The 22,263-nt window shown below is 67.9% G+C and carries 29 protein-coding genes and 1 pseudogene; 18 read left to right on the forward strand and 12 right to left on the reverse strand.

All coding sequences use genetic code 11. From position 1 onward, the window contains the following. Window positions 1-186: 186 nt before the first annotated feature. From ACGFRF_RS38225 to ACGFRF_RS38270, 10 genes are all read right to left on the reverse strand, one after another. Complete coding sequence (locus ACGFRF_RS38225) at window positions 187-2,355, reverse strand: hypothetical protein (RefSeq protein WP_393748141.1); 2,169 nt, start codon at window positions 2,353-2,355, stop codon at window positions 187-189. An 18-nt stretch (window positions 2,356-2,373) separates the two neighbouring features. Next, the gene (locus ACGFRF_RS38230; RefSeq protein ID WP_393748143.1) at window positions 2,374-4,353 is read right to left on the reverse strand and encodes a hypothetical protein; all 1,980 of its coding nucleotides are present in this window, start codon (window positions 4,351-4,353) and stop codon (window positions 2,374-2,376) included. A gap of 301 nt (window positions 4,354-4,654) precedes the next feature. After that, on the reverse strand, window positions 4,655-5,032 hold the full coding sequence (locus tag ACGFRF_RS38235; protein ID WP_393748145.1) for a hypothetical protein: 378 nt from the start codon (window positions 5,030-5,032) through the stop codon (window positions 4,655-4,657). A gap of 33 nt (window positions 5,033-5,065) precedes the next feature. Next, window positions 5,066-6,646: a DUF2637 domain-containing protein gene (locus ACGFRF_RS38240; RefSeq protein WP_393748147.1), complete on the reverse strand. Its 1,581-nt coding sequence runs from the start codon at window positions 6,644-6,646 to the stop codon at window positions 5,066-5,068. Window positions 6,647-6,670: 24 nt separating this feature from the next. After that, window positions 6,671-6,841 (reverse strand): hypothetical protein, encoded by a 171-nt coding sequence (locus ACGFRF_RS38245; protein WP_393748149.1) that lies wholly within the window; start codon window positions 6,839-6,841, stop codon window positions 6,671-6,673. Next, the gene (locus ACGFRF_RS38250) at window positions 6,838-7,128 is read right to left on the reverse strand and encodes a hypothetical protein (RefSeq protein WP_393748151.1); all 291 of its coding nucleotides are present in this window, start codon (window positions 7,126-7,128) and stop codon (window positions 6,838-6,840) included. Before ACGFRF_RS38250 ends, ACGFRF_RS38245 begins: the two co-directional genes overlap by 4 nt. Window positions 7,129-7,246: 118 nt before the next feature. Further along, window positions 7,247-7,750: a hypothetical protein gene (locus ACGFRF_RS38255; protein WP_393748153.1), complete on the reverse strand. Its 504-nt coding sequence runs from the start codon at window positions 7,748-7,750 to the stop codon at window positions 7,247-7,249. Then, window positions 7,750-8,064, reverse strand: coding sequence for a hypothetical protein (locus tag ACGFRF_RS38260; RefSeq protein WP_393748155.1), 315 nt, complete (start codon window positions 8,062-8,064; stop codon window positions 7,750-7,752). The genes ACGFRF_RS38255 and ACGFRF_RS38260 overlap by 1 nt, the downstream gene beginning before the upstream one ends. Then, window positions 8,064-8,336, reverse strand: a complete 273-nt coding sequence (locus ACGFRF_RS38265; RefSeq protein ID WP_393748157.1) for a hypothetical protein — start codon at window positions 8,334-8,336, stop codon at window positions 8,064-8,066. Before ACGFRF_RS38265 ends, ACGFRF_RS38260 begins: the two co-directional genes overlap by 1 nt. Further along, complete coding sequence (locus tag ACGFRF_RS38270; RefSeq protein WP_393748159.1) at window positions 8,336-8,536, reverse strand: hypothetical protein; 201 nt, start codon at window positions 8,534-8,536, stop codon at window positions 8,336-8,338. The genes ACGFRF_RS38265 and ACGFRF_RS38270 overlap by 1 nt, the downstream gene beginning before the upstream one ends. 234 nt (window positions 8,537-8,770) lie before the next feature. Here ACGFRF_RS38270 and ACGFRF_RS38275 point away from each other — a divergent pair, with 234 nt between their 5' ends. The 6 genes and pseudogenes from ACGFRF_RS38275 (at window position 8,771) to ACGFRF_RS38300 (ending at window position 15,599) form a co-directional block, all read left to right on the forward strand. Beyond that, a complete protein-coding gene (locus ACGFRF_RS38275; RefSeq protein WP_393748161.1) occupies window positions 8,771-9,013 on the forward strand; it encodes a hypothetical protein in 243 nt (80 codons plus the stop codon). Between the two features lie 181 nt (window positions 9,014-9,194). Then, window positions 9,195-10,400, forward strand: a complete 1,206-nt coding sequence (locus ACGFRF_RS38280) for a helix-turn-helix domain-containing protein (protein WP_393748163.1) — start codon at window positions 9,195-9,197, stop codon at window positions 10,398-10,400. 239 nt (window positions 10,401-10,639) lie between these two features. Next, window positions 10,640-10,915 (forward strand): hypothetical protein, encoded by a 276-nt coding sequence (locus ACGFRF_RS38285; RefSeq protein ID WP_393748165.1) that lies wholly within the window; start codon window positions 10,640-10,642, stop codon window positions 10,913-10,915. 232 nt (window positions 10,916-11,147) lie between these two features. After that, window positions 11,148-12,263 carry a hypothetical protein gene (locus ACGFRF_RS38290; protein WP_393748167.1) on the forward strand — a complete coding sequence of 372 codons (1,116 nt, stop codon included), beginning with the start codon at window positions 11,148-11,150 and terminating at the stop codon, window positions 12,261-12,263. Between the two features lie 99 nt (window positions 12,264-12,362). Next, a pseudogene (gene dnaB, locus ACGFRF_RS38295) lies at window positions 12,363-13,718 on the forward strand (replicative DNA helicase); the annotation flags it as partial. Window positions 13,719-13,799: 81 nt separating this feature from the next. Then, entirely contained in the window at window positions 13,800-15,599 is a 1,800-nt protein-coding gene (locus ACGFRF_RS38300; RefSeq protein ID WP_393748169.1) for a hypothetical protein, read from the forward strand. Between the two features lie 3 nt (window positions 15,600-15,602). Here ACGFRF_RS38300 and ACGFRF_RS38305 read toward each other — a convergent pair whose 3' ends face one another. Beyond that, on the reverse strand, window positions 15,603-15,818 hold the full coding sequence (locus ACGFRF_RS38305; RefSeq protein WP_393748171.1) for a hypothetical protein: 216 nt from the start codon (window positions 15,816-15,818) through the stop codon (window positions 15,603-15,605). Window positions 15,819-15,977: 159 nt separating this feature from the next. Here ACGFRF_RS38305 and ACGFRF_RS38310 point away from each other — a divergent pair, with 159 nt between their 5' ends. From ACGFRF_RS38310 to ACGFRF_RS38350, 9 genes are all read left to right on the forward strand, one after another. After that, window positions 15,978-16,376 carry a hypothetical protein gene (locus ACGFRF_RS38310; protein WP_393748173.1) on the forward strand — a complete coding sequence of 133 codons (399 nt, stop codon included), beginning with the start codon at window positions 15,978-15,980 and terminating at the stop codon, window positions 16,374-16,376. A 486-nt stretch (window positions 16,377-16,862) separates the two neighbouring features. After that, a complete protein-coding gene (locus ACGFRF_RS38315; protein ID WP_393748175.1) occupies window positions 16,863-17,318 on the forward strand; it encodes a hypothetical protein in 456 nt (151 codons plus the stop codon). Then, entirely contained in the window at window positions 17,318-17,473 is a 156-nt protein-coding gene (locus tag ACGFRF_RS38320) for a hypothetical protein (protein ID WP_393748177.1), read from the forward strand. The genes ACGFRF_RS38315 and ACGFRF_RS38320 overlap by 1 nt, the downstream gene beginning before the upstream one ends. Continuing rightward, window positions 17,473-17,883 (forward strand): DUF4326 domain-containing protein, encoded by a 411-nt coding sequence (locus tag ACGFRF_RS38325; protein WP_393748179.1) that lies wholly within the window; start codon window positions 17,473-17,475, stop codon window positions 17,881-17,883. Before ACGFRF_RS38320 ends, ACGFRF_RS38325 begins: the two co-directional genes overlap by 1 nt. After that, window positions 17,871-18,329: a hypothetical protein gene (locus tag ACGFRF_RS38330; protein WP_393748181.1), complete on the forward strand. Its 459-nt coding sequence runs from the start codon at window positions 17,871-17,873 to the stop codon at window positions 18,327-18,329. Before ACGFRF_RS38325 ends, ACGFRF_RS38330 begins: the two co-directional genes overlap by 13 nt. After that, window positions 18,326-18,709, forward strand: coding sequence for a hypothetical protein (locus ACGFRF_RS38335; protein WP_393748183.1), 384 nt, complete (start codon window positions 18,326-18,328; stop codon window positions 18,707-18,709). The genes ACGFRF_RS38330 and ACGFRF_RS38335 overlap by 4 nt, the downstream gene beginning before the upstream one ends. Continuing rightward, window positions 18,706-18,858, forward strand: coding sequence for a hypothetical protein (locus ACGFRF_RS38340; RefSeq protein ID WP_393748185.1), 153 nt, complete (start codon window positions 18,706-18,708; stop codon window positions 18,856-18,858). Before ACGFRF_RS38335 ends, ACGFRF_RS38340 begins: the two co-directional genes overlap by 4 nt. A 98-nt stretch (window positions 18,859-18,956) precedes the next feature. Further along, a complete protein-coding gene (locus ACGFRF_RS38345; RefSeq protein ID WP_393748187.1) occupies window positions 18,957-19,598 on the forward strand; it encodes a hypothetical protein in 642 nt (213 codons plus the stop codon). A 47-nt stretch (window positions 19,599-19,645) separates the two neighbouring features. Continuing rightward, a complete protein-coding gene (locus tag ACGFRF_RS38350; protein ID WP_393748188.1) occupies window positions 19,646-19,816 on the forward strand; it encodes a hypothetical protein in 171 nt (56 codons plus the stop codon). Window position 19,817: 1 nt separating this feature from the next. Here the strand turns inward: ACGFRF_RS38350 and ACGFRF_RS38355 are convergent, their stop codons facing one another. Continuing rightward, complete coding sequence (locus tag ACGFRF_RS38355) at window positions 19,818-20,897, reverse strand: hypothetical protein (protein ID WP_393748190.1); 1,080 nt, start codon at window positions 20,895-20,897, stop codon at window positions 19,818-19,820. 282 nt (window positions 20,898-21,179) lie between these two features. Between ACGFRF_RS38355 and ACGFRF_RS38360 the strand changes: the two genes are divergently transcribed. The 3 genes from ACGFRF_RS38360 to ACGFRF_RS38370 all read left to right on the forward strand — a co-directional run bounded on the left by ACGFRF_RS38360 (window position 21,180) and on the right by ACGFRF_RS38370 (window position 22,235). Then, window positions 21,180-21,392, forward strand: a complete 213-nt coding sequence (locus tag ACGFRF_RS38360) for a hypothetical protein (RefSeq protein WP_393748192.1) — start codon at window positions 21,180-21,182, stop codon at window positions 21,390-21,392. Window positions 21,393-21,501: 109 nt separating this feature from the next. Next, window positions 21,502-21,804: a hypothetical protein gene (locus tag ACGFRF_RS38365; RefSeq protein WP_393748194.1), complete on the forward strand. Its 303-nt coding sequence runs from the start codon at window positions 21,502-21,504 to the stop codon at window positions 21,802-21,804. Then, on the forward strand, window positions 21,804-22,235 hold the full coding sequence (locus ACGFRF_RS38370; protein ID WP_393748196.1) for a hypothetical protein: 432 nt from the start codon (window positions 21,804-21,806) through the stop codon (window positions 22,233-22,235). The genes ACGFRF_RS38365 and ACGFRF_RS38370 overlap by 1 nt, the downstream gene beginning before the upstream one ends. Window positions 22,236-22,263: the final 28 nt, after the last annotated feature.

Consider the following 22,263-nt stretch of genomic DNA (forward strand, 5'->3'; position numbering starts at 1 on the left):
GGTGCGGCGGGCGGTGAGGGGATACAGAAAGCCCCCGGGTACGACCCGGGGGCTTGCCTGGTCGTGGGATGGGGTCAGTCGGCGTCCGAGTCGTCGACGCTGCCTGACTGCTCTGCGAAGTAGATGGCGGCGAAGCGCACAGCGGAGTTCTCGCTGAGTCCGGCCTTCTTCAGACCGTTGATCAGCTCACTCATGTGGAGCATCGCCTCGTCCATCGGGGTCATCTTCAGATCCGGGAACTCGTCCGCCATTGGGAACCTCATCGCACTCGGCTGCCGCGTAGGTTCCATCATGACGCCTGACCAGCTTGTCCTGTAGGCCGAGTTTCGCGGTCAGGTCGCGGAAGGTTCGCTCGGACTTCTCGTAGCCGGCCTTCACCATCAACGGGTAGATCTCGCTGGGCTTGGCGGGCCGGCCCATCGAGGTGAACAGTTCGATGGCAAGGTCGTCGTCGGTCTTGGGCTTGGCTGAGGTCTTGGCGAGTTCGATGGCTGCTTCTTGGGCGGCGAGCCGGTCGAGTTCGTCGTCGGTGAGCATCGTCTCGGACAGGCGGGGGATCTCGGCTGCGGCACCGTTCGCTGGTGCGGAGAGCGTGTGTCCGTCGTCGTCGGCGGCGCGGCCGAGGAGCAGGTCGTAGGGGACGGGTTTCTCCCAGGACTGGTACAGCTCCCACACGGATTCGTGCATGCGGTCGGCTGTGACGTTGCCGTGGGCGTCGCCTCGGAGGTTGGGGATGATGCGGGCCCAGCGTTGTGACCAGGCGAGGCCCATGGCCTTGGCGGTGACGGGGTCCATGTCGGGACGGATGTCGGATAGTTCGCGGGCGGCGTCCATGAACAGGGTCTGCATCCGCTTGTAGTCGTCGCTGCCCTCAGGGAACGCTTCGGCCATGGTGGCGTAGGCCTTGGCGGGGGTGGGCTGGAAGGGGCCCTTGGTGGTCGACATGTAGGTGACGGTGCCGGGGTCGGTGAAGATGGCCATGTCGGGGGCGCCGGTGTCGGGGAACAGCATCTGCAGTTCGGAGCTGTTGTTGGTGCGCAGGCCGATGCGGCCGGGGGTGAGTTCGTCCATGGTGCCGGTGATGTATTCGCGGGTGGCGCGGAGTCCGGTGTTGGAGACGCGGACGTTGACGGAGCGGCCTTCTTCGATGATGAAGTCGATGCCGGCGAGGACGTCGTCGGGCATGCTCTTGGTCTCATCGACGCGGATGTGGATGGCGGGGATGTCGGGGCGGGCGGGCAGGTTGTCGACGTCTTCGTCTTCGAGGAGGTCGGCGTATTCGGTCTTGCGGGCGGCGATCGCGTTCTTGGCGGCTTGGATGGCGACTCGGCATTCGTCTTCGGTGGTGGCGGGCCAGTCGATGAGGGGCCGGCCGATGCCGTGCCGGAGGTAGGGGTTGACGAAGACGGCGGACATCTTGGCTGAGGTGTCGAGGTCGATGACGATGGCGTCGACGCAGCGGACGAGTCCGAGGCCGAGGGTCTTCATCAGGGCGGTTTTGCCGGAGCCCTGGGCGCCGATCGCGATGAAGCCTTCGTCCTTGAGGTTGAGGCCGGCCTCGGCGCCGTTGCCGACGACACCGAAGCCGACCGGCTTGTTGATCGTGGTTGGGGTGAGCTTCGGGTAGGGGATGGCGCCGGACATCATGTTCTTCTCGGTGACGGCGATGAAGACGACGTTGCGGGGGGTGTTGGGGCCGCCGGCGTTGAAGCTGACGCCGCCGCCTTTGGGGAGGTGGAGGGCGCCCGCGAGGGGGGCTTCGTAGCCGCGGAGGGCGTCGATGTTCATGTGCGCGGGCAGGGTGATCTTTACGGTGTAACCAGCTCCGCTGATCCAGCGGTCGATGACGGGGTCGGCGACGGCGCCTTCGATGCCGCAGATGTCGTACAGCAGCTTCGCCCACCCGTCCTGCGCCGCCTTGATCTCGCTGCCCTGTTCGAGGCGGCGGTCTAGTTCCTTCTCGGCGGCGCGGGTTTCTTCGCCCCACTTGTCCATGCCGATGTTGACGGCGGCTCCGGTGGCCCAGATGGCGCCTCCGAAGGCCATCTTCAGCAGGGTGGGGCCTTCGGCGAGGGTGTAGGACAGCCATCCGGTCGTTGCGAGCCAGGCGGAGGCCCTGGCGACCATGACGCGTCGCCAGGATCCCCGGGCGTGTTCGTAGAGGACGGCCGCGCCCGTGCAGATGACGCCGGCTCCGGCGCCGGCTTCCCACGGGATGTCCGCGAGGGGAGCCACCAGCGCGGTTGCTACGCCGAGTTCGCTGCCCCATGCGACGAGCCGCCCGTGGGTGACCGCGTCCCTGCTAAAGTCCCAGCGCTTTTCTGCGGGTGTTACCAGTAGCTCTGCATTGGACATGACCTTGTCTCCCTTCGGTTAGCTGGCCGGCCCGCGGCCGACGACGTCCCACTTCTTCTCTGCGTTCGCGCCCTTGCGAGGTTTGGCGTTCAGGCGCAGCTCACGCTCGTGTGCGCGTTGTGCTGCCTTGATGGCCTTCCTCAGTTCGGTCGAGACGGTTCGGACCTTCGAGGCGGTCGCGCGGACGGTGTCGTCTACGACGCCTTCGGTGGGCCAGGTCTTGACCATGCGCCGGTACAGCTTGGTGACGGAGTCGGCGACGACTTCGACTCCGGCGGCGGCCCCGGCGACTTCGGACAGGACGGTGACCATGTGGCCTCGGGTGAAGCCCTTCATCAGGTTGATCAGCTTCTTGGTGCTGCCGTCGGAGGCCGGTACCAGCTTGCTGCCGCCGTTGGTGCCGGGCTCGGAGGTGCCTGCGGGCAGAGCGAGGCGGGCAGAGTGCGCGGAGGAGATCGCGGCGCGGAGTTTCGCGGCGTCGAGGGTGCCGGGGCCGTTGCGGAGGTTCCAGCGTTCTTCGCCAATGCGGGGGTCGAGGACGCGGATGATGTCCTGGCGGTGTGCCTGGACGAACACGACCATGATCTGGTCTGCCATGACGCCGGCGCTGCGGGCGGCGATGGCCGCGTTGTTCAAGTGTTTGATCACTGACGGGTGGAGTGGGGCTGTCCGGGCTAGCGCGCGGGCTGCTTCCTGTACGGCGAGGGACAGGTTCTTGCACATGTTCGGGATGCCGGTGAGTTCCACGATGTGGTCGGCCATGTCGGCGTCGTCGTTGTTGTACAGGCCGTGGGCGAGCTGGTCGGCCATGGCGTGGAGGATGGCGTAGGCGGTGGAGCCTCGGAAGTCGACCTGTCGTGCGATGGCGGCGCCGGCGGTGCGGGTGCTGGCCGGGGAGGCCTGGATCGCGGGGTAGTTCACGGGGGTGCTCCTCGGTGTCTCTGCGGCCGCTGTGAGGGCGAGCAGCTGTTCTTGACGGTCGAGTTCGAAGTCGATCCGCCGGTTCTCGGCGCGGATCCGTTCGAGTTTGACCTTGGCGGGGTCGCCCATGCTGCCGTCGCGGGCGGCTTCCTTCTCGGCCTTCTTGCCTGCGGTGATCGCTTGACGGCGGCGGTCCTTTTCGCGCTTTGCCTTGACCAAGGCGATCCGGTCTTCGTCGATGACCTCGGCGTCGATGACGTCGTCGGGGCCGGCATCCGGCTTGGGGGGCAGGTCGTCGTCGACGAGTTCGGCGTCGACGTACTCGTCTGGGTCGTAGTCGGGCTTCGGCGGGAGGTCACCGCCGCCGCCCTTCGGGCCCTTCGGGGCGAGGCCGTCACGCGCGGTCGAGCTGGAGGCGTCGTTGTCCTTGCCGTTGCGGTCCTTGGGCTTCCGGTCGTGCTTGTCTTTCGGCTTCTTGGGGTCGAGACCGTCGGGTGAGCTGGTCCACGGGGCCTGCGGGCGCTTGTTCTTCTTCGCCTTGTCGGCGTTGCTCTGCCTCTTCGGGTCAGTGTTGGCGCTCCCGGTGCCGTCGTGCTTGCTGTTCTTGGGGCTCTTGCGCTTGTCGGTCTTGTTCGGCTTCAGCTTGTCGGTGACGGACTTGCCGAGCTTGCTGAGCTTGTCGGCAACCGGGTCCTTGGTCTTGGGCTTCTTGTGGGGGCCGCTGTGGTTGTCGTGGTGGCCCTTCGGGGTCTTGTGCCTGCCGCCGCCGCTGCCGTGGTTTACGCGGCCCGATCCACCCGTGCTGCTGTTGTTCCGGCCAGCGCCTGCGCCGTTGTTCCGTCCAGCTCCGCCACCGTTGTTGCGGCCGCGCCCTCCGCTGCCGTTGGACCCGCTGCGAGATCCGTCTGCGGATCCGTTCCTGGAGGTCGCGTCGTTGCTGTTGGCGTCGTGGTCGCCGCTTCGGGAGCGCCACATCAGGGCGGCGACCGCAGCTGGGGCAATGGTGCCGCCGATGATGGCGCCGATGGGTCCGCCGAGGAGAAATCCAAGGCCGATCGCCGCCGTTTCTCCGCTCACGCTGTGTGAGATCGCTGCGTATCCGTTTCGCAGTGAATTGTCACTGTTGACCTGAGAACGGCTCGGGGCGGGGCGGGGCGGGGCGACGCCACGGCCCTGCTGGACGACCACGAGAGGGCTTCCGGAGCCGTTCTGGCTTCCGCCCCGCCCCGCCCCGCCACCAGCGCCGTCACTCACCGTAGTGTCCGGAGAGGTCGCTGAAGGGTCGATACGGAAGGGGCTAATCGTCTCTCCGCTCACCTCCTGCACTTCCTTTCTACGATCTGGGGGGTGGAGTTCCTCGACTGACTCACGGTGGTTCTCATGCCGTCTTCTCGGACTTCGGGTTCTGGGCCGCCTCGTACAGTCGCTGGGCGGTGACGAGACGGTCATAGGCGGTGGTCTGGGTCAGGGCCAGTCGGTTCATGACGTCCTCGAGGGACACCGCCTTGGGGTCACCGGCCTTCTGGATCCACGAGTGGACAGCGTTGATCTGGGCCTGCCGCCAGTGCCTGCCAACTCGGCCGCGCAGCTCTGCCAGGTCGTCGGGCTGGTCTGCCAGTCCTGCCAGCGTCCCTGCCAGTGCCAGCGGGAGCACTGCCAGCGCGGTCTCCACGCCGTGCTTGGCACACAGCGGGATGGGCTGGCTGGTAGCCGGAGCGGACTGGCAGTTCTCGACGGTGCATCGGGTCGGGTTCACGGTGGTGCCTTTCGCTGGCAGGTTGCTTGGCAGTTAGGAGGCGAGCCGCATGGGCTTTGCCAGCTCGGTGTGGCCGGCGTCGACGGCGAGGGTCCTGAGCTGCTGGGCTCGGGAGCGGGAGACGCCAAGGGCCTTGCCGAGAGTGGCGTCGGACGGGGCCTTGCCTTCCTTCTCCTTCAGCAGCTGGTAGACGTCGACGACCTGCTGGATGTCGACGGCGCTGGCACTGGTAGCAGTGCTCTGGCTGGCGTTGGCACTGGCAGGCTGGCTGCTGGTAGCAGCCGGGTTGGCAGCGTTGGCGCTGGCAGCGCTGGCAGGTTCGACCGGGGTGCTGGCAGCCGGGGTGGTAGCAGCGTTGGCAGCCGGGCGGCTGGCACTGGCAGGGCGACTGGCAGGCGCCGGGCTGGCACTGGCAGCGCGCACGATCTCGGCAGCGCGGCGGCTGGCAGCCTCCTTCTCGGCGGCGGCCCGGGCGGCGGCTTCCTCGTTCTCCCGGCGGAGGCGGGCGGCTTCGGCGGCACGCTCCTGTTCGGCGGCGACGCGGCGGGCGTGCTCCAGCTGCTCCTGCTGGCGACGGTGCTCGGCCTCGGCGGCGGCCGCGGTCTGCTGGCGGGCGATCTCTTCGAGGCGGACCTTGGCCTCGGCGTCGGCGATCTGCTGCCGGCGTGCCGCCTCGCGCCGCTGGTTGTCCAGCTCGAGGGCGCGGCGTTCCTGCTCGATGCGGTCGGCTTCGGCCTGGCGCTTGCGTTCGTCCTCGAGGCGCTGCTGTTCCTGCTCGTAGGCGAGGTCCTGGCGGCGCCGCTCGTCTTCGGCGTGCTGCGCCTCGCGGGCGATGCGGGCTTCCTCGTCGCGGCGCTTGGCTTCCTCACGGGCGGGGAGGTCGATGGCCTCGGTGATGCTCATTCCGTTCTTCGTGGCGAGCCACAGGATCAGGAGCTGCTCCGCGGTGGCCTTGCGGCGCCAGGTGCGCCCGTGCTCCTTGCGGAGCTGGCCAATGTAGATGCGGCGCTCCCGCTCGAGGGTCAGGACCTCGTCCCAGGTGCGGATCTTCCACAGCCGCTGGCGCCGCCACAGGACGAAGGTGCCGACGGGGTTGAGGAACCAGCGGGAGGGGTTGGGGCCTTCGAGGTGCTTGTCGGCGACGATCTCGGCGATGCGGCCGACGGCGTGGCGGGCGGCTTCGACTGCGATGACGAAGAGGACTGGGATGACGCCGTGCATGCTGACGCCGACGGGGTCGGGCCAGGCGGCGACGGCGTTGAAGGCGATGGTGGCGGTGGTGAGGCCCCAGGCGGTGTAGCGGAGGAGGGGGAAGGGGATGCGGCGCCAGGTGAGGAGGAGGTCGAGGGCGAGGAAGGCGATGATGCCGGCATCGACGGCGATGGGGAAGGCGTGGGCGAACTCGCCGAAGCCCTTGTTGAGGGCGAGGTGGGTGACGGCGCTGTAGGAGCCGACGAAGCCGAGGGTGGCGATGACGAGGACAGCGCCGACGACGATTCCGGTGAGGATCTTCTGGGTGCGGGTGAGAGGCTGAAGGGTGGGCTTCCCCGGCGCGGTGGGCGCGAGGGGTCCGCCGGGGCGGTTCGGCTCGTTGCCGGCCGGGGTGGGGTTCACGGGGATCGGTGTCCTTTCTGGTGGTCAGGCGGCGGGGGTCAGGTCGGTGGCCGGCTTGGGGGTCGGCTTTGTCTTGAGGGCGAGCCAGGCGGGTTGGGTGTCGATCTCGGCGAAGACGATCTCGGCGTCGAAGTCGGCGGGCATCCAGGTGCTGCTGTCGTTGCCGTGGGCTTGGGCGAACTCGGGTCCGGTCATCGCTGGTCGGCTCCCTTCGGGGTGAGGCCGCGGAGCCGGTTGATGGTCGGCCCGAACGCGGCGGTGAACATCGGGGTGAGGGTGCCGTTGGCGCCGAACGCGGTGGCGATGGCGGCGGTGACGGCGAAGAGGTCGGGGGTGTTGGCCATCAGCTCGTACATGGCGATGCCGGCGGCGAGGGTGGCGGTGATGAGGAGGGTCTCGGCGATGGCGGTGAGAGCGTTGGCCTTGGCCTGGTTGCGGCGGGCAGCCCGGTCGAAACGGCGTTCGTTGGTGTGCTGGTCCATTGCGGTCTCCTTCCGGTCTGTGCGGGTGGGTGGGGTGCTGGCCTTGCTGGGGGCCGTCCCCGCCTGGGGGATGTAGCGGGGGCGGCCTCCAGCCGGGCCAGGGGCCCGGGGTTGGGGGTTAGTGGGTGTTGTCTTCGTGGTCGTCGTGGGTGAGGTCGCGGATGATCGTGTCGGCGATGAGGTCGTCGTAGTCGGGCTGGTCGGTGGGCTGGTCCATGTGGTCCTTCCGGGGGTCGAGGGCGGCGCAGGCGCGGGCGGTGGTGTCGCGGAGGTCCGGGTCGGCGAGGTTGTGAGCGGTGAGCCAGCCCTGGTGGGCGGCGTCCTTCTGCTGGTCGAGCGGGAGGGAGCGGACGGCCGGGTTGGTGTCCGGGTTGGTGAGGCGCTCCACCAGAAGGCCGGGCAGGCTGGTGACGTCCAGGGCGTCCGGGGAGCCGGCCAGCACCGCGACCAGGACCTGGGTCATGTTCAGGTTGTGCCGGTCGTGGGCGATGAGCCGGGCGCCGTCCAGCATCAAGTCGATGCCGGGGTGGATACCGCGGAGGTCTTCGAGCAGGTCACCGAGGTCGGTACCGTCCACGTTGGGCACGGCGTTGTCGTCGGTGCTGGGGAACGGGCCGGACATCACTCGCCGCCCAACAGCTTCTTGAAGCCGGCCAGCACGTCGGTGACGTCGTCGGCGTCGACCTGAGGCAGCGGCGCCTCCGGCTTCAGTCCGGCTTCCTCCAGGTCCGCCCGGTAGGCGTTGACGGAGGTGAGGGCGTCGGTGGCGGCCTCGATGTCCCGAGCGGACAGGGTGGCCTCGCCGATGTACTCGCCCTTCGGGCCACGGAAGATGAGCCGTCCGGCGCAGTCCTGGTCGTCGGAGAGGGCGAGGAACTGGTGGAGCAGCTCGGCGAGCCGCATCTCCTCGTTGGAGAAGGGGTGCTCGTTCTGCATCACGCACCTCCGATCAGGCGCAGCGTCGGGCGGGTGGCCTGGGCGTGCTTGATGCGGAGGCCTTCGGCACGGCGGGCCGCGATGCTGGCGAGGTCGCCGAGGTTCACCGGGTCCATGTCCACGAAGCCGAGGTCCAGGTCGATGCCGACGATGGCCGCGTTGATCCGGATACGGCCGATGTTCTTCGGCGTCTCGAACTCGGGCATCACGCGGAGGCTGTGGAGGAACTGCCGTCCGGTGCGCTCAGCGAGCATCTGGTAGATCTCGTCCATCAGACCGTCACCACCTTGAACGTGTCGGTGGTGAGGTCCATGACGACGGTGGCGGGGGTGCCGGCTGCGGTCTGCGCGGCGGCGTACTCCTCCGCCGGCCACGAGCCGCGCGGGTGAGACGCCGGGAACCGCTCCAAAACGCGGGCGGTGGAGTCGGGGGCGACCTCGTTGTCGCCGGGGTGAGCTGTGCGAGTAGCCATATGGCGGTTACGATCCATACTGGATCGGCCTCCCTGATATCCGCAGGTGGGCGGGTTCACGTCCGTTCCGGTGTTGCGAGCACCGTTCGGGACACGCGGCCCTGGTCCGGCAACTGCTGGTCCAGGGCCGTTTTGCTGTGCCAAGAAAGACACTACGCCCTGGGTTGCCATTTGGCAACCCAATGAGGGAGACTGGAGGACGTCGCCATAGCCGAGACCGAAGGAGGACCGGAGTTGCTGACCTTCCGCGAAACTGCGCGGCGCGTGGTGGAGGAAGGCATCCTGCCGTCGATGACCCACCAGCGAATCTCGCAGCTCCACCTCAAGGACCCTGAGAACTTCCCCGAGGTCCAGAAGATCGGCCGCGCCAACGTCGTGGATTGGAAGAAGGCGAGACCGTACTTCGTGGCTCACGCCCAGAAGGCAGCCGCACGCGACCGCCGGCGCCGGACAAAGCCGGAGAGCGAATCGGAGTGATGCCACGGCAGCTGCTCCTGGAGTCGTCGATCAGGTCTGACTCCATGCCAGCACCGGGCAGACCCCATGCAGTTGAAGCTGTTGTTGGCAATCAAGTCACCTCCAAATTGCCAACAGACAAAGACGACGAAGAGGGCGGCAAGCTCTCCCGACAAGAGATGAGAGGAGGAAGACTCCGAGCATGACGACCTTCCCGGAACTGCTGCGCGAGTGGCGGCTGGCCGCCCACATGTCGCTGGCCGACCTGGCACAACGCGTCCGCTACGACCGCACGTCCCTGCACAACTTCGAGACCGGCCGCCGGCCGACCCCGCTGTGCGTGGCCGAGGCCGCGGACGAAGCGACCGGCGCCAACGGTGCCCTGGTCGAGCAATGGCACCGGGAGGACAGAGAACGCCGCGAGGCTGCGGCCGCGCACCGGGTACGGGCTGCTGCGCTCGCCATGTCCCGGGACCTGACCGCTCTGGCGGATCTGGATATCAGCGAGCTGCAGGACGGGGTGTCGGCTACCGCGGTCGACTACCTGGGATCCCCGCCGGGGCCGATGATGGACCGTGCGCATCTGCTGCGCGGGGAGGCTTTCGAGCGGCTTCGCTCGGGGCATCACCGGCCGCAGGATCGTTCGGACCTGTACGTGGCCGCCGGACGGCTGTCCGGGGTGCTGTCGTACGCGCTGCTCGACATGGGTGACGCGGATGAGGCACTCGAGCACGCCACGGCGGCGGGCCGGTGCGCCGAGTTCGCGGGGGACGCCGAGCTGGCCGCTTGGGTGGCCGGAACGAAGTCCCTGATCGCCCGGTTCCAGGGCGACTATGGGCGTGCGCTGGAGTACATCCGGGACGGCTACCAGTGGGTGGGTCACGGGCAGGGCAGCGGGGAGGCCCGGCTGCGCTGTGGTGAAGCCCAGTGCCTGGCGAACCTCGGGGACAGCCGGGCGGCGAATGCCGCTCTTGACTCCGCGGAGCAGGCCCGGGAGCGGATCCGGCGCCCGGACTCGCTGGAGGGTCTGTTCGGCTTCTCGAGGGCCAAGCAGTCGTACTACGCCGGCTCGTCCCTGATCTGGCTGCAGGGCGGCCACGATGCCGAGCGCGCGCAGCGTGAGGCGCTCGAGGCGATCAGCCTGTGGCAGTCCGGCCCCGTCCAGGAGCGGTCGCTGGACGACGAACGGCTGGCCCACATCTACCTGGCTACGGCACGGGTGCAGCTCGATGACGTGGAGGGCGCAGCCGATGCCCTGGCGCCGGTTCTGTCGTTGCCGGTGGAGGATCAGATTTCGTGGATCGTGAAGCGGATGGACCGGGTGGCGGGGATGCTCTCCGCACCTCGGTACGCCGGTAACGGTACGGCTGAGGAGACCGTCGAGGCGATCAACGCCTTGGCGGCGTGATGAGAGGAGTACGAGGCGTGCGTAGCCCGCCGTAGAAGGCGGGAGGCCGACCGGGCACCACCCCGACCGACCTCCCTGTTTGGCCGCTGACCTGCGAAGTCGTATGCGGCCGTGACCGACCAACCCCTTGCAGAGAAGGCAGTCATCATGACTCTACTTGTTGGCGATGCTCTCGCGCTGCCCCCGGTCTCGACCAATGGCCGGGGTGAAAGTTGACGAAGCCCGACCCCAGAACCCTCATGGCCCTCCCGCCCGTCGTGACCTTCGCTACCGGCGCCGACCTCCTGGTCCGCCTCGGCCTGGCGAAGAACATGACCCGCGAGGGCGTCCGCCGTCTCTCCAAGCACCCCGACTGGCCGTTCGGCCCAGACCGCCCGTACCCGTACTGGCCGCTGGCGAACGCCGAGGTGATGGAGACAGGCCCGTTCCTGGAGTTCTTCCGGAAGCACCCGATCGTGGGACGCGGGCCGGACCGGGAGCCCGGCCGGCGCGGCAAGGCGTCGAAGCAGCAGTAACGGTCGCGTCTCCGATCAGCCGTGTTCGCAGCCACGGCCCGGAAACGCAAGACGGCCCGGCAGGGAGTTCGCAGCTCCACCGCGCCAGGCCGCCCAGGAAGCCAGCGGATTTCGCAGCCCGCCGGCTAAGTGATTCACCTCATCGAGAGGTACCCGCCTTGAGCGTACAGGCACCACCCAGCGTGTCGACAAGTGGACCCCGCATGATCCTCCGCACGGCGGATGGTGCGCGGTGACGGAGCAAATCGAAGAGACCAGGTCTATCAGTCATGTGGGCCCGGTTCCGAACGTCTCCGTGCATGCGCACATGCGGAGCGGGCCGCACGCCATCACAGCCGATCCGTTGGACCTGGTCGTAGTGGTGGAGCTGATGTTCCTGTTCGGCGAGCAGGCGCGTCGTCGGTCGACCGACGAACCGCTCGTCATCACGCCGCAGAGCGTTCTCGAGCGGCTCCGGGAGATGGGTGTACGGAGCGGTAACGGATCCCGTTTGGTGGGCCGCGACGCGGTCTATGCGTCGTTCGCCAGGCTGCGAGCGAAGGGCTACATCCGGCGGATCGTGGAGAGCGACGAGAAGACGGGGCAGCGGACTGGGGTGGCGTACGAGTTCTACGACTGGCCGGCCTGGAATCCCGATGCACCGGCAGTCAGTGAATCGTCGCAGGTCGGAGCCACTTCCGGCAATGCCGGATCCGGCGATGCCGAATCCAGGGCCGGGAAACGGACAAAACAGCGATCTACGCAGGTCGGAGCCACTTCCGGCAATGCCGGATCCGGCGATGCCGGAAGTTCGACGTCTTCGCAGGTCGGAGCCACTTCCGGCAATGCCGGACCCCCCCCACACCCCCCGGAGGGTGGTGGTAACACCACCCCCAGCCCCCACAAAACCGGTCGGGCGGCCAAGTGGGCCGCAGCATGCGCACTGGCTCCAGAGGACTACGCGCCGACAGCGGAAGAGATCAAAGCGGCCGACGCTTTCCTGCAAGACCTCCCGGGCAAGTGGCAGATGGGCATTGACGAGGCACGCGCGCTCGCTCCGCTGCTGGCCTCCCGGGCTCACGTCCTCGAGCTGGATCTGGACCTGATGCTGCAACTCCAGCTGATGCAGGACGATCCCAAGGACCCCGTACGGGTGCCATCCCGGGTCATGCCTACTCGGATCCGCAGCCTCAAGCGCCGACAGGTCCAGCCGAATGGGGCCGTGCCGGACGCTGGGCGGCTCGCTGAGTGGTGCGGAGAGTGCAACCGGGGCGAGTTCCCGATGGCCGTCTACCAGCGCACCGTGGAGCTTTCTGACGGCAACGACACACCGTGCCCCCGCTGCCATCCGAAGCACGCCCGAGCCTGACCTGAAACGACCGCAGCGGCCGGTGAATCCCTCGCCAGGGCCGGCCGCTGCTCAGACCCCCGAAAGGGCCACACCGTGAGTATCCCTCAGCAGAGCATCCAGCACAGCTCCGACGACGTCTTCGACGACGGCCCCCAGCGGCAGCCGATGCATGACGAGTACGCCGAGCAGTGCGTCCTCGGCGGCATGCTCCTGTCCAAGGACGCCATCGAGGACGTCCTCCCCCTCGTGAAGGCCGAGCAGTTCGCCGCCGCCCGCCACGAGGCCGTGTTCCGGGCGATCCTGGACGTGTACGGCAAGGGCATCCCCGTGGACCCGATCACGGTGGCCGCGGACCTCACCAAGCGCGGCGAGCTCGCCAAGATCGGCGGGGCTTCCTACCTGCACACCCTCGTCCAGGTCGTTCCAACCGCAGCGAACGCCGAGCACTACGCAGAGATCGTCCACGAAAAGGCCGTCCTGCGGGGCCTGCACAAGGCCGGCATCAGCATCGCCGCCATGGCCGCCGCGCAGGAAGGCGAACTCGCCGACATCTGCAACCAGGCCCAGACCGCCGTGTACGTGGCGACCGAGGTGTCCAAGGCCGACGAGGAAGACGTACCTATCGGCGACGTCATGGAAGGCATGTTGGACGAGCTGGAGGCCCGACAGAACAAGAAGGGGGAACTCACTGGCGTTCCCACCGGTCTTGCCGACCTGGACTCCCTCACCGAGGGCCTCCAGCCCGGCCAGATGATCGTCATCGCGGCCCGGCCCGCCGTCGGCAAGTCGACTTTGGCCGTCGACTTCGCCCGCTGCTGCTCCATCAAGCACGGTCTGCCCAGCCAGATCTTCTCCCTAGAGATGGGCCGCAGCGAGCTGACGATGCGGATTGCGTCCGCCGAGGCGAAAGTGCCGTTGCATCACATGCGGTCCGGGAACATGACCGAGGATGACTGGACGCGCCTGGCCCGCCGCATGCCGGACGTGTCCGCCGCCCCGCTGTACATCGACGATTCCCCGAACATCAACCTCAACCACATCCGGTCCAAGGCACGGAAGCGCAAGGCGAAGAACGGCCTGTCGCTGATCATCGTGGACTACATCCAGCTGATGGAGTCCACGGGGAAGCGGGGCGAGAACCGGCAACAGGAAGTCTCCGAGATCTCCCGCGGCCTGAAGCTCCTCGCGAAGGAGCTGGAAGTCCCCGTGGTCGCCCTGTCCCAGCTGAACCGGGAGTCGGAGAAGCGCACCGACAAGAAGCCGGTGATCTCCGATCTGCGGGAGTCCGGCGCCATTGAGCAGGACGCCGACATGGTCATCCTGCTGCACCGGGAGGACGTGTACGAGAAGGAGTCCCCGCGGGCCGGCGAGGCTGATCTGATTGTGGCGAAGCACCGCAACGGGCCCACCGCGACGATCACAGCCGCGTTCCAGGGGCACTACTGCCGCTTCATGGACATGGCGCAGACGTGACCTTCTGGCCCGACCAGCCGAACGGATCCGGGTTGTCGGTGACGATCGATATCCTGAGGAACTCACCTGGAGGGGGACGCTATGGGAAAGCGTGAGCGCCGCAGGAAACGCCAGAAAGTCGCAGCAAAGCAGCGGCCGCCTGCCGTCAAACGGATCCTGTATCCCAGCCCAGAGCAGCCGCTCCTCGAGGTCCATATCGAGCCGGAAACGCCGGCCGACGTCGCGGCCATGTGCCGCCAGTACTGGGAGTTCACCGTCCCCGGCCAGTGGACCCGGCACGTCTCAGCGATCGGCTCCACCTCCCTGGTCTACAAGGCCGTCCGCGGAGCGTGCCGGGCCGAACTGCTGAACCTGGTGTGCCCCAGCTGCGCCGCCCCCACCGTGGTGACCAGCCGGTCCGACATGGCCGCCACCGTTTGCTGGGGACCGGACTTCCCGACCGAGCCGGTCGACGCAGCCAAGGTCTGCCCGTCATGCGCGGCCGCAGAGGCCGAGGTGCGCAAAGCGGAGGCAGAGCGGGCCAAGGAGGAGAAGCGGCAGCAGACCCAAAAGCGGGTCGACGCTGCTGGCGCGTGGCTGCAGCAGCAGGCCGACCGGGACTTCCCCGACGGTATGCCCGACCTCATCGGCGCGCTCACGCTGCTGGCCATGGTGGAGATCATGCAACGGAAGGAGACCGAGACGATCGGCCCGCTGAAGGACCTGAACTACACGCTCACCACTACAGCCGAAACCGACATCGACGTCTTCCGCACCCTGCACTGCGAACGGTGGATCTGCCCCACCCTCCCAGCCACCACAGACAACTTCGCCTTCAAAGACGACGGCACGGTCAGCGGCGTGTACGTCACCGAGATCCCCTGGCAGCTCGCGCCGGCCCTGGGCGGGAAGGCCACAGCACACGGCGAGACCGCCAAGTGGATGAGCCGCATGCTCCGCAACCGAGCCGACGAAGTCACCCAGCAGGTGCACCGGCTCGAGGCCGGCATGGCCGTCAACTACCTCGAGGGACTCCTCACCCGGAAGTACAACGAGGAACCCATCCCCGAACACCGGCTGCCCGACGCCTACGAACTGTTCCTGGGCGCCCTCCAGGAGGGCTTCACCCTCGGTCAACTCGTTGCCATCGCCTGGAGTTCCGCGGCCGGCTCCGTCGCCTGGGGCCAGCGCACCCCCGGCTTGAAGCCAGGAAGCGTCTCCTCAGCGTCCGTCACCAACCTCGAACGCCGGATCGGATACGCCCGCGACCGCCGCATGGACGAGTACGAACTCCCCAACTGGGTGCCCCGCCCCGCCATCCACGCCACCGCCCTTCGCCTCCTCCAGCAACACGCCTCCGAGACCGACGCGCTCAGCCGCTTCCGCACGCTCAAGCAGCGCACCGACAGCCGTGCCCTCGAGGCCGCCGAGTTCGACGGCGACATGGAGGACCTGGGCGAGGACCAGCAGCTTGGCGAAGCCATGGACACATGGCTCGAGGACCTCCGCACCGGCCGCAAGCGCGAGTCGAAGCAGCCGCCGATCACCTATGCCCTGGTCACACCGAACGGCGGCCTCGAGTTCCACTCCGAGCCCGTCGACCAGATGCGCGACAAGGTTGGAGCAGCAGGAGCGGGAATCGTCGACCGGATCACTCTGCCGGATCCGTCCCCCGTGCACGCCTACGTCGGCGAGCTGGTCACGGCGTCCGAGGAACTGGCCAACCCGGTTGCGGACGAGATGCTGCGCCTCCTGGACTGCCACGACGGCCCCTTCTACGGACCCATCTCCTTCTTCGCCGTCGCATCCCGCAGCCCACGGCCACGAAGCCTGGACGAGGACCAGCAGGAGATGCTGCGCGCAGCGCACGAGGTGGCACGGAGCCGGGCCGGCATGGTCTGAGGCCTACGCAGCGGTGCCCGGCCCGGCCTCCCACGGCTCCCCAACCGGCCGGGTCAGCCCGTCATCCGTCACCAGCCGGCGTTCCGGGGCCGTCGCGTCCAGCTCCCAGTAGTGCAGACACTCCTCGCAGCGGACTCCGTCCACGAGTACCTCGTCTTCCCCGTTCGGGCAGTCGGTGCCGTCACCGCGGCCCGGACACGTCTCCCTGATAGCCCCCATACCGTCGACCGTGCGGCGTACGGGCCGTGCCCGTGGAGAGGGCGAGCGGGGCGCACAGGCGTACACCCTTGGCAGACCGCCACAACAACCGTCAGGAGCCCCAGCAGGCGCCCTCCGCCTGGAAGACTGGCCGCAGTTGCCGACTCCCTGGAGACTCTCGTGGACCTGGACCGAACTCCCTCTCAGATCGCTAACGCTGCCGCCGATGAGATCCGCACACTGAACCATCGCACCCTGGATCCCAAGGTCTTTACAACACCGTCCGAGGTAGCCGACACCCTCAACGCGCTCACCCGGCTCCTGCAGACGTTGCCGCAATCACTGCAGCAGTTGGAGGCCGGCCTGGAACTTCTGGACGAAAATCAGCAGATCCGCCTGGACAACAAGCCAAAAGCGGAGACGTCACGACAGGACATCTTCCGACAGGTCCTCGCCGTGCGGAGTGCGCTGCAGCAGGCCCGGGAGCGGCTCGGCCAAGCCGATGAGGCGATGCGGGAGGCGGCCAGACCGCTCTCCCGCATGGGAGCGCCCTGGCCGCCGGCTGACGGCGAGGACTGAGCCGGGGGGAAACGCGAGCACGACGGACGGCACGCCGTAGCCGGGGGAACGGGTCTGCGGTTTGGGGTGATGCTGGGCGGGTGCCTTCGGGCATCTCCGTTCAAGCGCCCCCATGATCCGCCCGCCGGCGGGGAGGGGAAGAGCTGGTTAAGCCCCGGGACCGAACCCCCCGGGGCTTTCTCGCGCCCCGCTCCGGGGAGGGCGTCTGTGGGCGCGGGCCGGACCTGAGGGGAGATGGTGCTGTCCGGCCCGCGCATGTGACAGCACAGGGGTCAACGAGCGGGCATGCTGCCGGTCACTCATGGGGTTGTGGCGGGCGAGGTACCGGGACTCCCCATGCATTCATGCCCGTGAATACATTGTGACGCCATGCGTAGACCGGTACAGTGGAAGGGTTGCATCTCCCACCCGCAAGCGCAGGGAACACCCCCGCCCACACGCGGCAGGCTGACCTACCACGCCCCCAACACCCGGGAGCCCCACCCCATGACCGAGCCCAGCGTCACACCCCTGTCCCAGTCCGTCGAACTCCAACTCGCCGGCCAGCCCGACGTAAAGAACAAGTACGGCAGCGGCCGCATCCGCCCGACCCGCGTCTTCTTCTACTACCTCCCCGACCGAATCACCGCCCACCTGTACGGCTCCTGGGTTCGCGAGGACGGTGAACTGACGGACGCCCCCTGCGACCAGGACTACCGGGAGCCCATCGAGGACTGGCCGGCATGGCTGGCCGCACTGGCCCGCCAGTACACGCCTGCGGAGCGGACCACCGAGACAGACACGCTGCCCGCGTGGCTGCACTGGCGGTTCGGTTCGCACGGCCAGCCCTGGAGCGATGTTCCCGACGAGGACAAGGCACTCTGGGAGTACCAGGCCCGCGCCGTCCGCCGCGCCGTCGCCCGCAACGGCTTCAAGACCAGCCAGCCCGAGACGGACGCCTGATGCTGCTGGTCCGCCTGTTCCACGGCATCGACACCACCATCAGCCACCTCCCCGCCCCACTCGCCCACGCCGCCGCCGGCCTCCTCTTCACCCTCTTCACTGTCGCCTACACCACCATCGCCACCGTCGACCGCACCCGCCACAAGGAGCAGTGATGCCGAAGCGAGTCCAGCGAAAGCGGACGGCCGGATGGACGGCTCCGCTCGACGCCCAGGGCCGAAAGCCCATCTACGTTGGCCGCGGCACCCGCTACGGCAACCCCTGGGCCGTCATCCACCTCACCACCGGCACCGGCTGGGCAGTCCAGTGGGCAGGCCACCGCGACCAACACCGCCCCCTCGGCCTCAAGGACCTCGTCCCCGCCAACGATCAGCGCGACGCCCACGCCCTCGCGGTCGAGCTGTACGAGAACTGGGTGCACGCCCATCCGACGCTCCTGGACCGGATCTGCCGCGATCTCGCCGGCCGCGACCTCATGTGCTGGTGCGCCGAGTCGCTCCCGTGCCATGTGGACGCCCTGCTGCGTATCGCCAACCCTGAGAGGACCGCCCAGTGCGAGCCCTGACCGTGAAACATCCGTGGGCCGCGGCCATCGCCCATGGCCCGAAGCGCATCGAAAACCGCTCCCGCCCCATCCCCGCCAAGCACGTTGGCAGCACGATCCTCATCCACGCCGGCCAGGCCGAGGACGTCAACGCGCTCCCCGCCGACATGATCCGTGACTGGCCCCATCACTGGGGTGCGATCGTCGCCGTCGCCACCCTCACCAGCTGCCACCAGGCGGCCAAGCCGCGCTGCTGCGCACCGTGGGGGTTCCCCGACACCTGGCACTGGCAGCTCACCAACGTCCGCGCCGTCACCCACCCGATCCTCGGCGTCCGAGGCCAACTCGGACTGTGGACCGTCCCCAACGACGTCCTCAACAAGGTGGAGCAGGCCTGCCACGACCTCCCCTACGAAGACGCACGTCGGATCCTCACCGCCCTTGAGGACAAGGAGCGCCGCCAGTGACCGACTACCGGGAGAGCCAGGTGGACGCCGCCCTGGCCGACTACTTCGCCAAGAGGCAGGCGGCCCGCGCCGAGCGAGTGCGCGCCTTCCTCGACAGCCTCACCCCCCGCGAACGCGCCCTCGTCCAGGACGTTGCCGTCATGGGCTACGTTCGCGGCAGCATGCACCCGCGAGGCGAAGAGATCCCCCTCAACGCCGACATCCTTGCCGACGTCATCAACGCCTGCTTCGTCTACCCCGACCTGTACCCGGCCGTCGCCACCATCGAGCGCTGCCCCAACCTGCGCACCGTCCCAGCAGACCCGCCCCGGCACCAAGGAGGCGTCCGGTGCGGCTGCGCCGACGACCCCGAGGACGACAACGACAGGACCGGCCTGTGACCGACCTGCGGCCTGAGTTCATCGAACACGCCAGCACCGACGCCATCCGCACCCAATACGAACGCGCCCAAGCCCAAGCCGACCTGTGGGCCGACCGCACCCGAGACCTGTTTCTGCTGCTCTGCCAACGCACCAACGAGGAGGACTGACTGTGCGCATCCACTTCAGTAACGTCGTCCACGAGTGGTGGCCCGATCAGTGCCGCAGGCGGGGGCATCTCCGCGCCTCCGAAGACACTCGACCCGTTATGGAGACGTCTTACAGCACAGTCGTTCGACCAGGAACGATCATCGTTTGGTCGGACCGCAAAGCGTACGAGGTCATCCAGATCGCCGAACGGCCTCTAGACCTGTGGCCCGCCAACTACCGGGAGAAGTGGCAGGAATACACCGAATGGTGGGCTGAGCAGGTCGTATCAGGCCGCGACATGGGTCCCCAGCCCGAACAGGCCACCTGGGAGCATCGGCCGTTCGTCCTTGTTATCCGCCCCGCCGACCAGCCCGCTGCCAAGCCGAAGCACTACGCCGTCCGAGCATCCCGTACCTTCTACGTCCTGCCCGAGCACTACAGCGTGTGCCGTCTGTGCAACGAGATTCCGCCTTGCACGCACGCCACCACCGAAGCCGCTATCGACCACGCCATGCAGCAGACTGAGCGGCTCATGGCAATCCAGCCCGGTTGCTGCCTCGGCTGCGGCAACCCCATCACCTCCCGTATGAAGGCTGTCCGCTTCCCTGGACCGAATCTGTGGCGCCCTGATCTCGGAACAGGCTCGGCGGTCTTTCATGCCCGCCAGGACTGCGCCACGTACGTCAGCTCGTACAAGCAGTTGTGGCGAGAGAAGGGCCATGCCGAGCTTCAGCCCGAACTGCCGGACGGTGAGGAGTGAAGAGGCGTTGGGTGTCGCGGCGGGAGATTGTTCGGCGTCTGGAGGCCGTGGAAGCGCAGCTGGCGCAGCGGACGCCGGCGCCGCTCGACGGCCAGCAGACCATCAGCATCGGCCACATCGGGCACCACGCCTACGAAGGCCCCGGAGCCTGCCGGGCCGATCTGTTCGGGCAGACCTGCGGGGCGCACCGGGACGAACACAAGCTGATCCAGGACTGAGCTACGCCGTCGGCTCCGCACCGGCGGCCGCGCACTCACCGTCATCGACCAGACGGTCCTGAGACAGCGCGTACTCATAGATCAGCTCCGGCAGAGTTGACGCCCCCCACAACGCCTTCAACGCGGCGATCTCCTGCTCCAGCTTGCGCTGCGAAACCCCGATCCTCCGGGCTATCACCTGCTGCGACACTCCCGCTGCGATGTACCGGAGGATCTGCCGCTGCCTGGCCGACGTCCGTACACCGTCCGGGCCCGACACAGCGTCTACCTCGAGCCGGCCACGCCGTGAGCGCAGCAGGCCCGTCCACGGCTCGCCGTACAGCCACATCTGATCGAACATTGCCGCCAGCACAGCGATGACAGCCCGGTCGGTGACATGCCACGCCGCATGTTGAGGGCCGCCGGTGATGTGGTCGGAGATGAAGGCCTGCTCCCGATCCACGATGATCATTCGTTCGAACTCGCCGGGCAGCGTCCGGTACTGGGCGACGCTGCCCGTGACACGGTTCGCCATCAGGGTTGCGTACTCGGCGGTCACCGGGTCGTCCCGGACGGTGTCCCGGTAGACCGTCCTCAGGCTCACGCCCCGGTCCAGCGCAGCAGAGTCACGGGTGACAGCCACGTCCAGGATCGCCTTGTTCCGGGGGCCGTCGGGCTGCGCGGCGAGGATCTCCGTTTTCGCGCCGGCCACCACGTCCCGGATACGGGAGTTCACCGCGGCCTGGTCGTCGAGGTACTCGGAGCTGCGTCCGGGGCGGAACGTGGTGGCGGCGTACTGGCTGGCCAGCTCGTTCGTCAGATCCGGCAGAGCAGACATGAAGGCAACGCGCTGCTTGGCCTCTTCCAGCTGGGAGAACAGGACGTTTTCCAGGGCTCGTTTCGGATTCCGTACCACTGGCTTGCCGGGCCTGTCCGGGTCCTCCTGAATGAGGCCGAATGAGACGAGTTCACCGTACACGTTCGGATACTCGTCGGTAATACGTTCTGCCTGCACCCAGTCTTGCCGCACATACGCCCCATACAAGCGCTTCGCACCCGCCGACAAGATTTCCCCATCACCGTGCACGCTACCTATGGCCAAGGATCCGACCCTCCGTCAAATACCCTAGATCAAATGCGAGTTCCCGCACTGCGCGCACCCGCACCCGCACAACGTTGATAACCAAACAAGCCTACGGCACCGTATGACCGGGGCGTCCCCCGGCGCTCGTACTCCGCATCCTCCCCAAAAGCCACACGCGTCTACTGCTGCCAGGAAGACCCGTACAGCCAAGGGGATTTCGCAGCAGGATCGGAACACGAGCAAAAACCGGGACGGCGCCCCGCTATCGTGTCCGCCACCATTTACAGAAAGGAAACACGCGTGCAGAAGCCACTGAAACGACTCATCGCTTCCCTCACACTCGCCACCGCCGTGGCCACCGGCACCCTCATCGCCACGGAATCCGTCGCCGCACACAAGGCTGACACCACATGGGGAGCATCCGCCACCACCGACGACACCGGCTGGGGCACCCCGCCCGGCGACATCCTCCCCATCAACCTCCCCATCCCCCTCGACACCGGCTGGGGCTGACCCTCACCGCGTGCCCCCTGGTGTCGGCTTGAGGGGAAGCAGCCGGCACCAGGGCTCACGCCCCACGGGCCGAGGGAACACCGCGCCAGAACCGCGCCACCGTAGAGGCATGACCGACACGCCCCCGCCCCCGGCCGTCGACTACAGCGGACGCCCCCTCCACGAAGGCGACACCGTCGCATTCATCAGCGTCGACCCCATCGGACTCAACGAAGGCCGCATCCGCATCATCGGCCCCAACGACCTGTGCATCGATACCGGCCAACACCTCGTCACCTTCCCCGCGGCCACACGCCCTCTCCTGGGCCCGGCATTCCATCCTCTCGGCGGCACGGTGAAACCGCGCCCGGTACCCGAAGGCGCCCAGCAGTACCCGGCCGTCGCCCTCCAGCCGTCCGAGGAAGGTGCCTGATGGCCAAGCACCCGGAAGACGACCGCCGTCAGGCCCTGTGCGCCTGGCTCACCGCCAACGGCATCGACCCCAATGCCGTCCCCCTGGACGCCGACATGACCATCGACGAAGGCTCCGCAGGACGGTTTCTGCGCTGCGAGGTCTTCGACCTGGACCAGGACGGACGTAAGCATCTGGACGAGCGGGGAGAGAACGTGGCCCGCCGTACCGTCGCCGTGCCGCTGAAGGTCGAGCCGCCCGAGTGGTGGCAGCCGTACCAGAAGCCCACCCGCGACCAGCTCCTGGCCAGCGTTCAGGAAGTACGGAAGCTGCACAGACGTAACGAATACACCGGTGACTGCGAGCACTGCTCCGAACGGGACTACCCGGACTACGCAGTACCGCACCCCTGCCCCACCATCCGTGCCCTCGACGGCAAGGGCGCCGTCTGAGCGGAGGGAACGCGGCCCGGGTTCGTGT

Source organism: Streptomyces sp. NPDC048521, from assembly GCF_043199855.1.
Classification (GTDB): Bacteria; Actinomycetota; Actinomycetes; order Streptomycetales; family Streptomycetaceae; genus Streptomyces.

What these genes read in the sequence shown, in the direction of transcription:
- ACGFRF_RS38270 (WP_393748159.1), bottom strand. Translation starts at nt 8,536, where the DNA reads ATGGCTACTCGCACAGCTCACCCCGGCGACAACGAGGTCGCCCCCGAC.
- ACGFRF_RS38305 (WP_393748171.1), bottom strand. Translation starts at nt 15,818, where the DNA reads ATGGGGGCTATCAGGGAGACGTGTCCGGGCCGCGGTGACGGCACCGAC.
- ACGFRF_RS38285 (WP_393748165.1), top strand. Translation starts at nt 10,640, where the DNA reads ATGGCCCTCCCGCCCGTCGTGACCTTCGCTACCGGCGCCGACCTCCTG.
- ACGFRF_RS38325 (WP_393748179.1), top strand. Translation starts at nt 17,473, where the DNA reads ATGCCGAAGCGAGTCCAGCGAAAGCGGACGGCCGGATGGACGGCTCCG.
- ACGFRF_RS38300 (WP_393748169.1), top strand. Translation starts at nt 13,800, where the DNA reads ATGGGAAAGCGTGAGCGCCGCAGGAAACGCCAGAAAGTCGCAGCAAAG.
- ACGFRF_RS38225 (WP_393748141.1), bottom strand. Translation starts at nt 2,355, where the DNA reads ATGTCCAATGCAGAGCTACTGGTAACACCCGCAGAAAAGCGCTGGGAC.
- ACGFRF_RS38245 (WP_393748149.1), bottom strand. Translation starts at nt 6,841, where the DNA reads ATGACCGGACCCGAGTTCGCCCAAGCCCACGGCAACGACAGCAGCACC.
- ACGFRF_RS38255 (WP_393748153.1), bottom strand. Translation starts at nt 7,750, where the DNA reads ATGTCCGGCCCGTTCCCCAGCACCGACGACAACGCCGTGCCCAACGTG.
- ACGFRF_RS38320 (WP_393748177.1), top strand. Translation starts at nt 17,318, where the DNA reads ATGCTGCTGGTCCGCCTGTTCCACGGCATCGACACCACCATCAGCCAC.
- ACGFRF_RS38265 (WP_393748157.1), bottom strand. Translation starts at nt 8,336, where the DNA reads ATGGACGAGATCTACCAGATGCTCGCTGAGCGCACCGGACGGCAGTTC.
- ACGFRF_RS38280 (WP_393748163.1), top strand. Translation starts at nt 9,195, where the DNA reads ATGACGACCTTCCCGGAACTGCTGCGCGAGTGGCGGCTGGCCGCCCAC.
- ACGFRF_RS38370 (WP_393748196.1), top strand. Translation starts at nt 21,804, where the DNA reads ATGGCCAAGCACCCGGAAGACGACCGCCGTCAGGCCCTGTGCGCCTGG.
- ACGFRF_RS38260 (WP_393748155.1), bottom strand. Translation starts at nt 8,064, where the DNA reads ATGCAGAACGAGCACCCCTTCTCCAACGAGGAGATGCGGCTCGCCGAG.
- ACGFRF_RS38365 (WP_393748194.1), top strand. Translation starts at nt 21,502, where the DNA reads ATGACCGACACGCCCCCGCCCCCGGCCGTCGACTACAGCGGACGCCCC.
- ACGFRF_RS38345 (WP_393748187.1), top strand. Translation starts at nt 18,957, where the DNA reads ATGGAGACGTCTTACAGCACAGTCGTTCGACCAGGAACGATCATCGTT.
- ACGFRF_RS38250 (WP_393748151.1), bottom strand. Translation starts at nt 7,128, where the DNA reads ATGGACCAGCACACCAACGAACGCCGTTTCGACCGGGCTGCCCGCCGC.
- ACGFRF_RS38315 (WP_393748175.1), top strand. Translation starts at nt 16,863, where the DNA reads ATGACCGAGCCCAGCGTCACACCCCTGTCCCAGTCCGTCGAACTCCAA.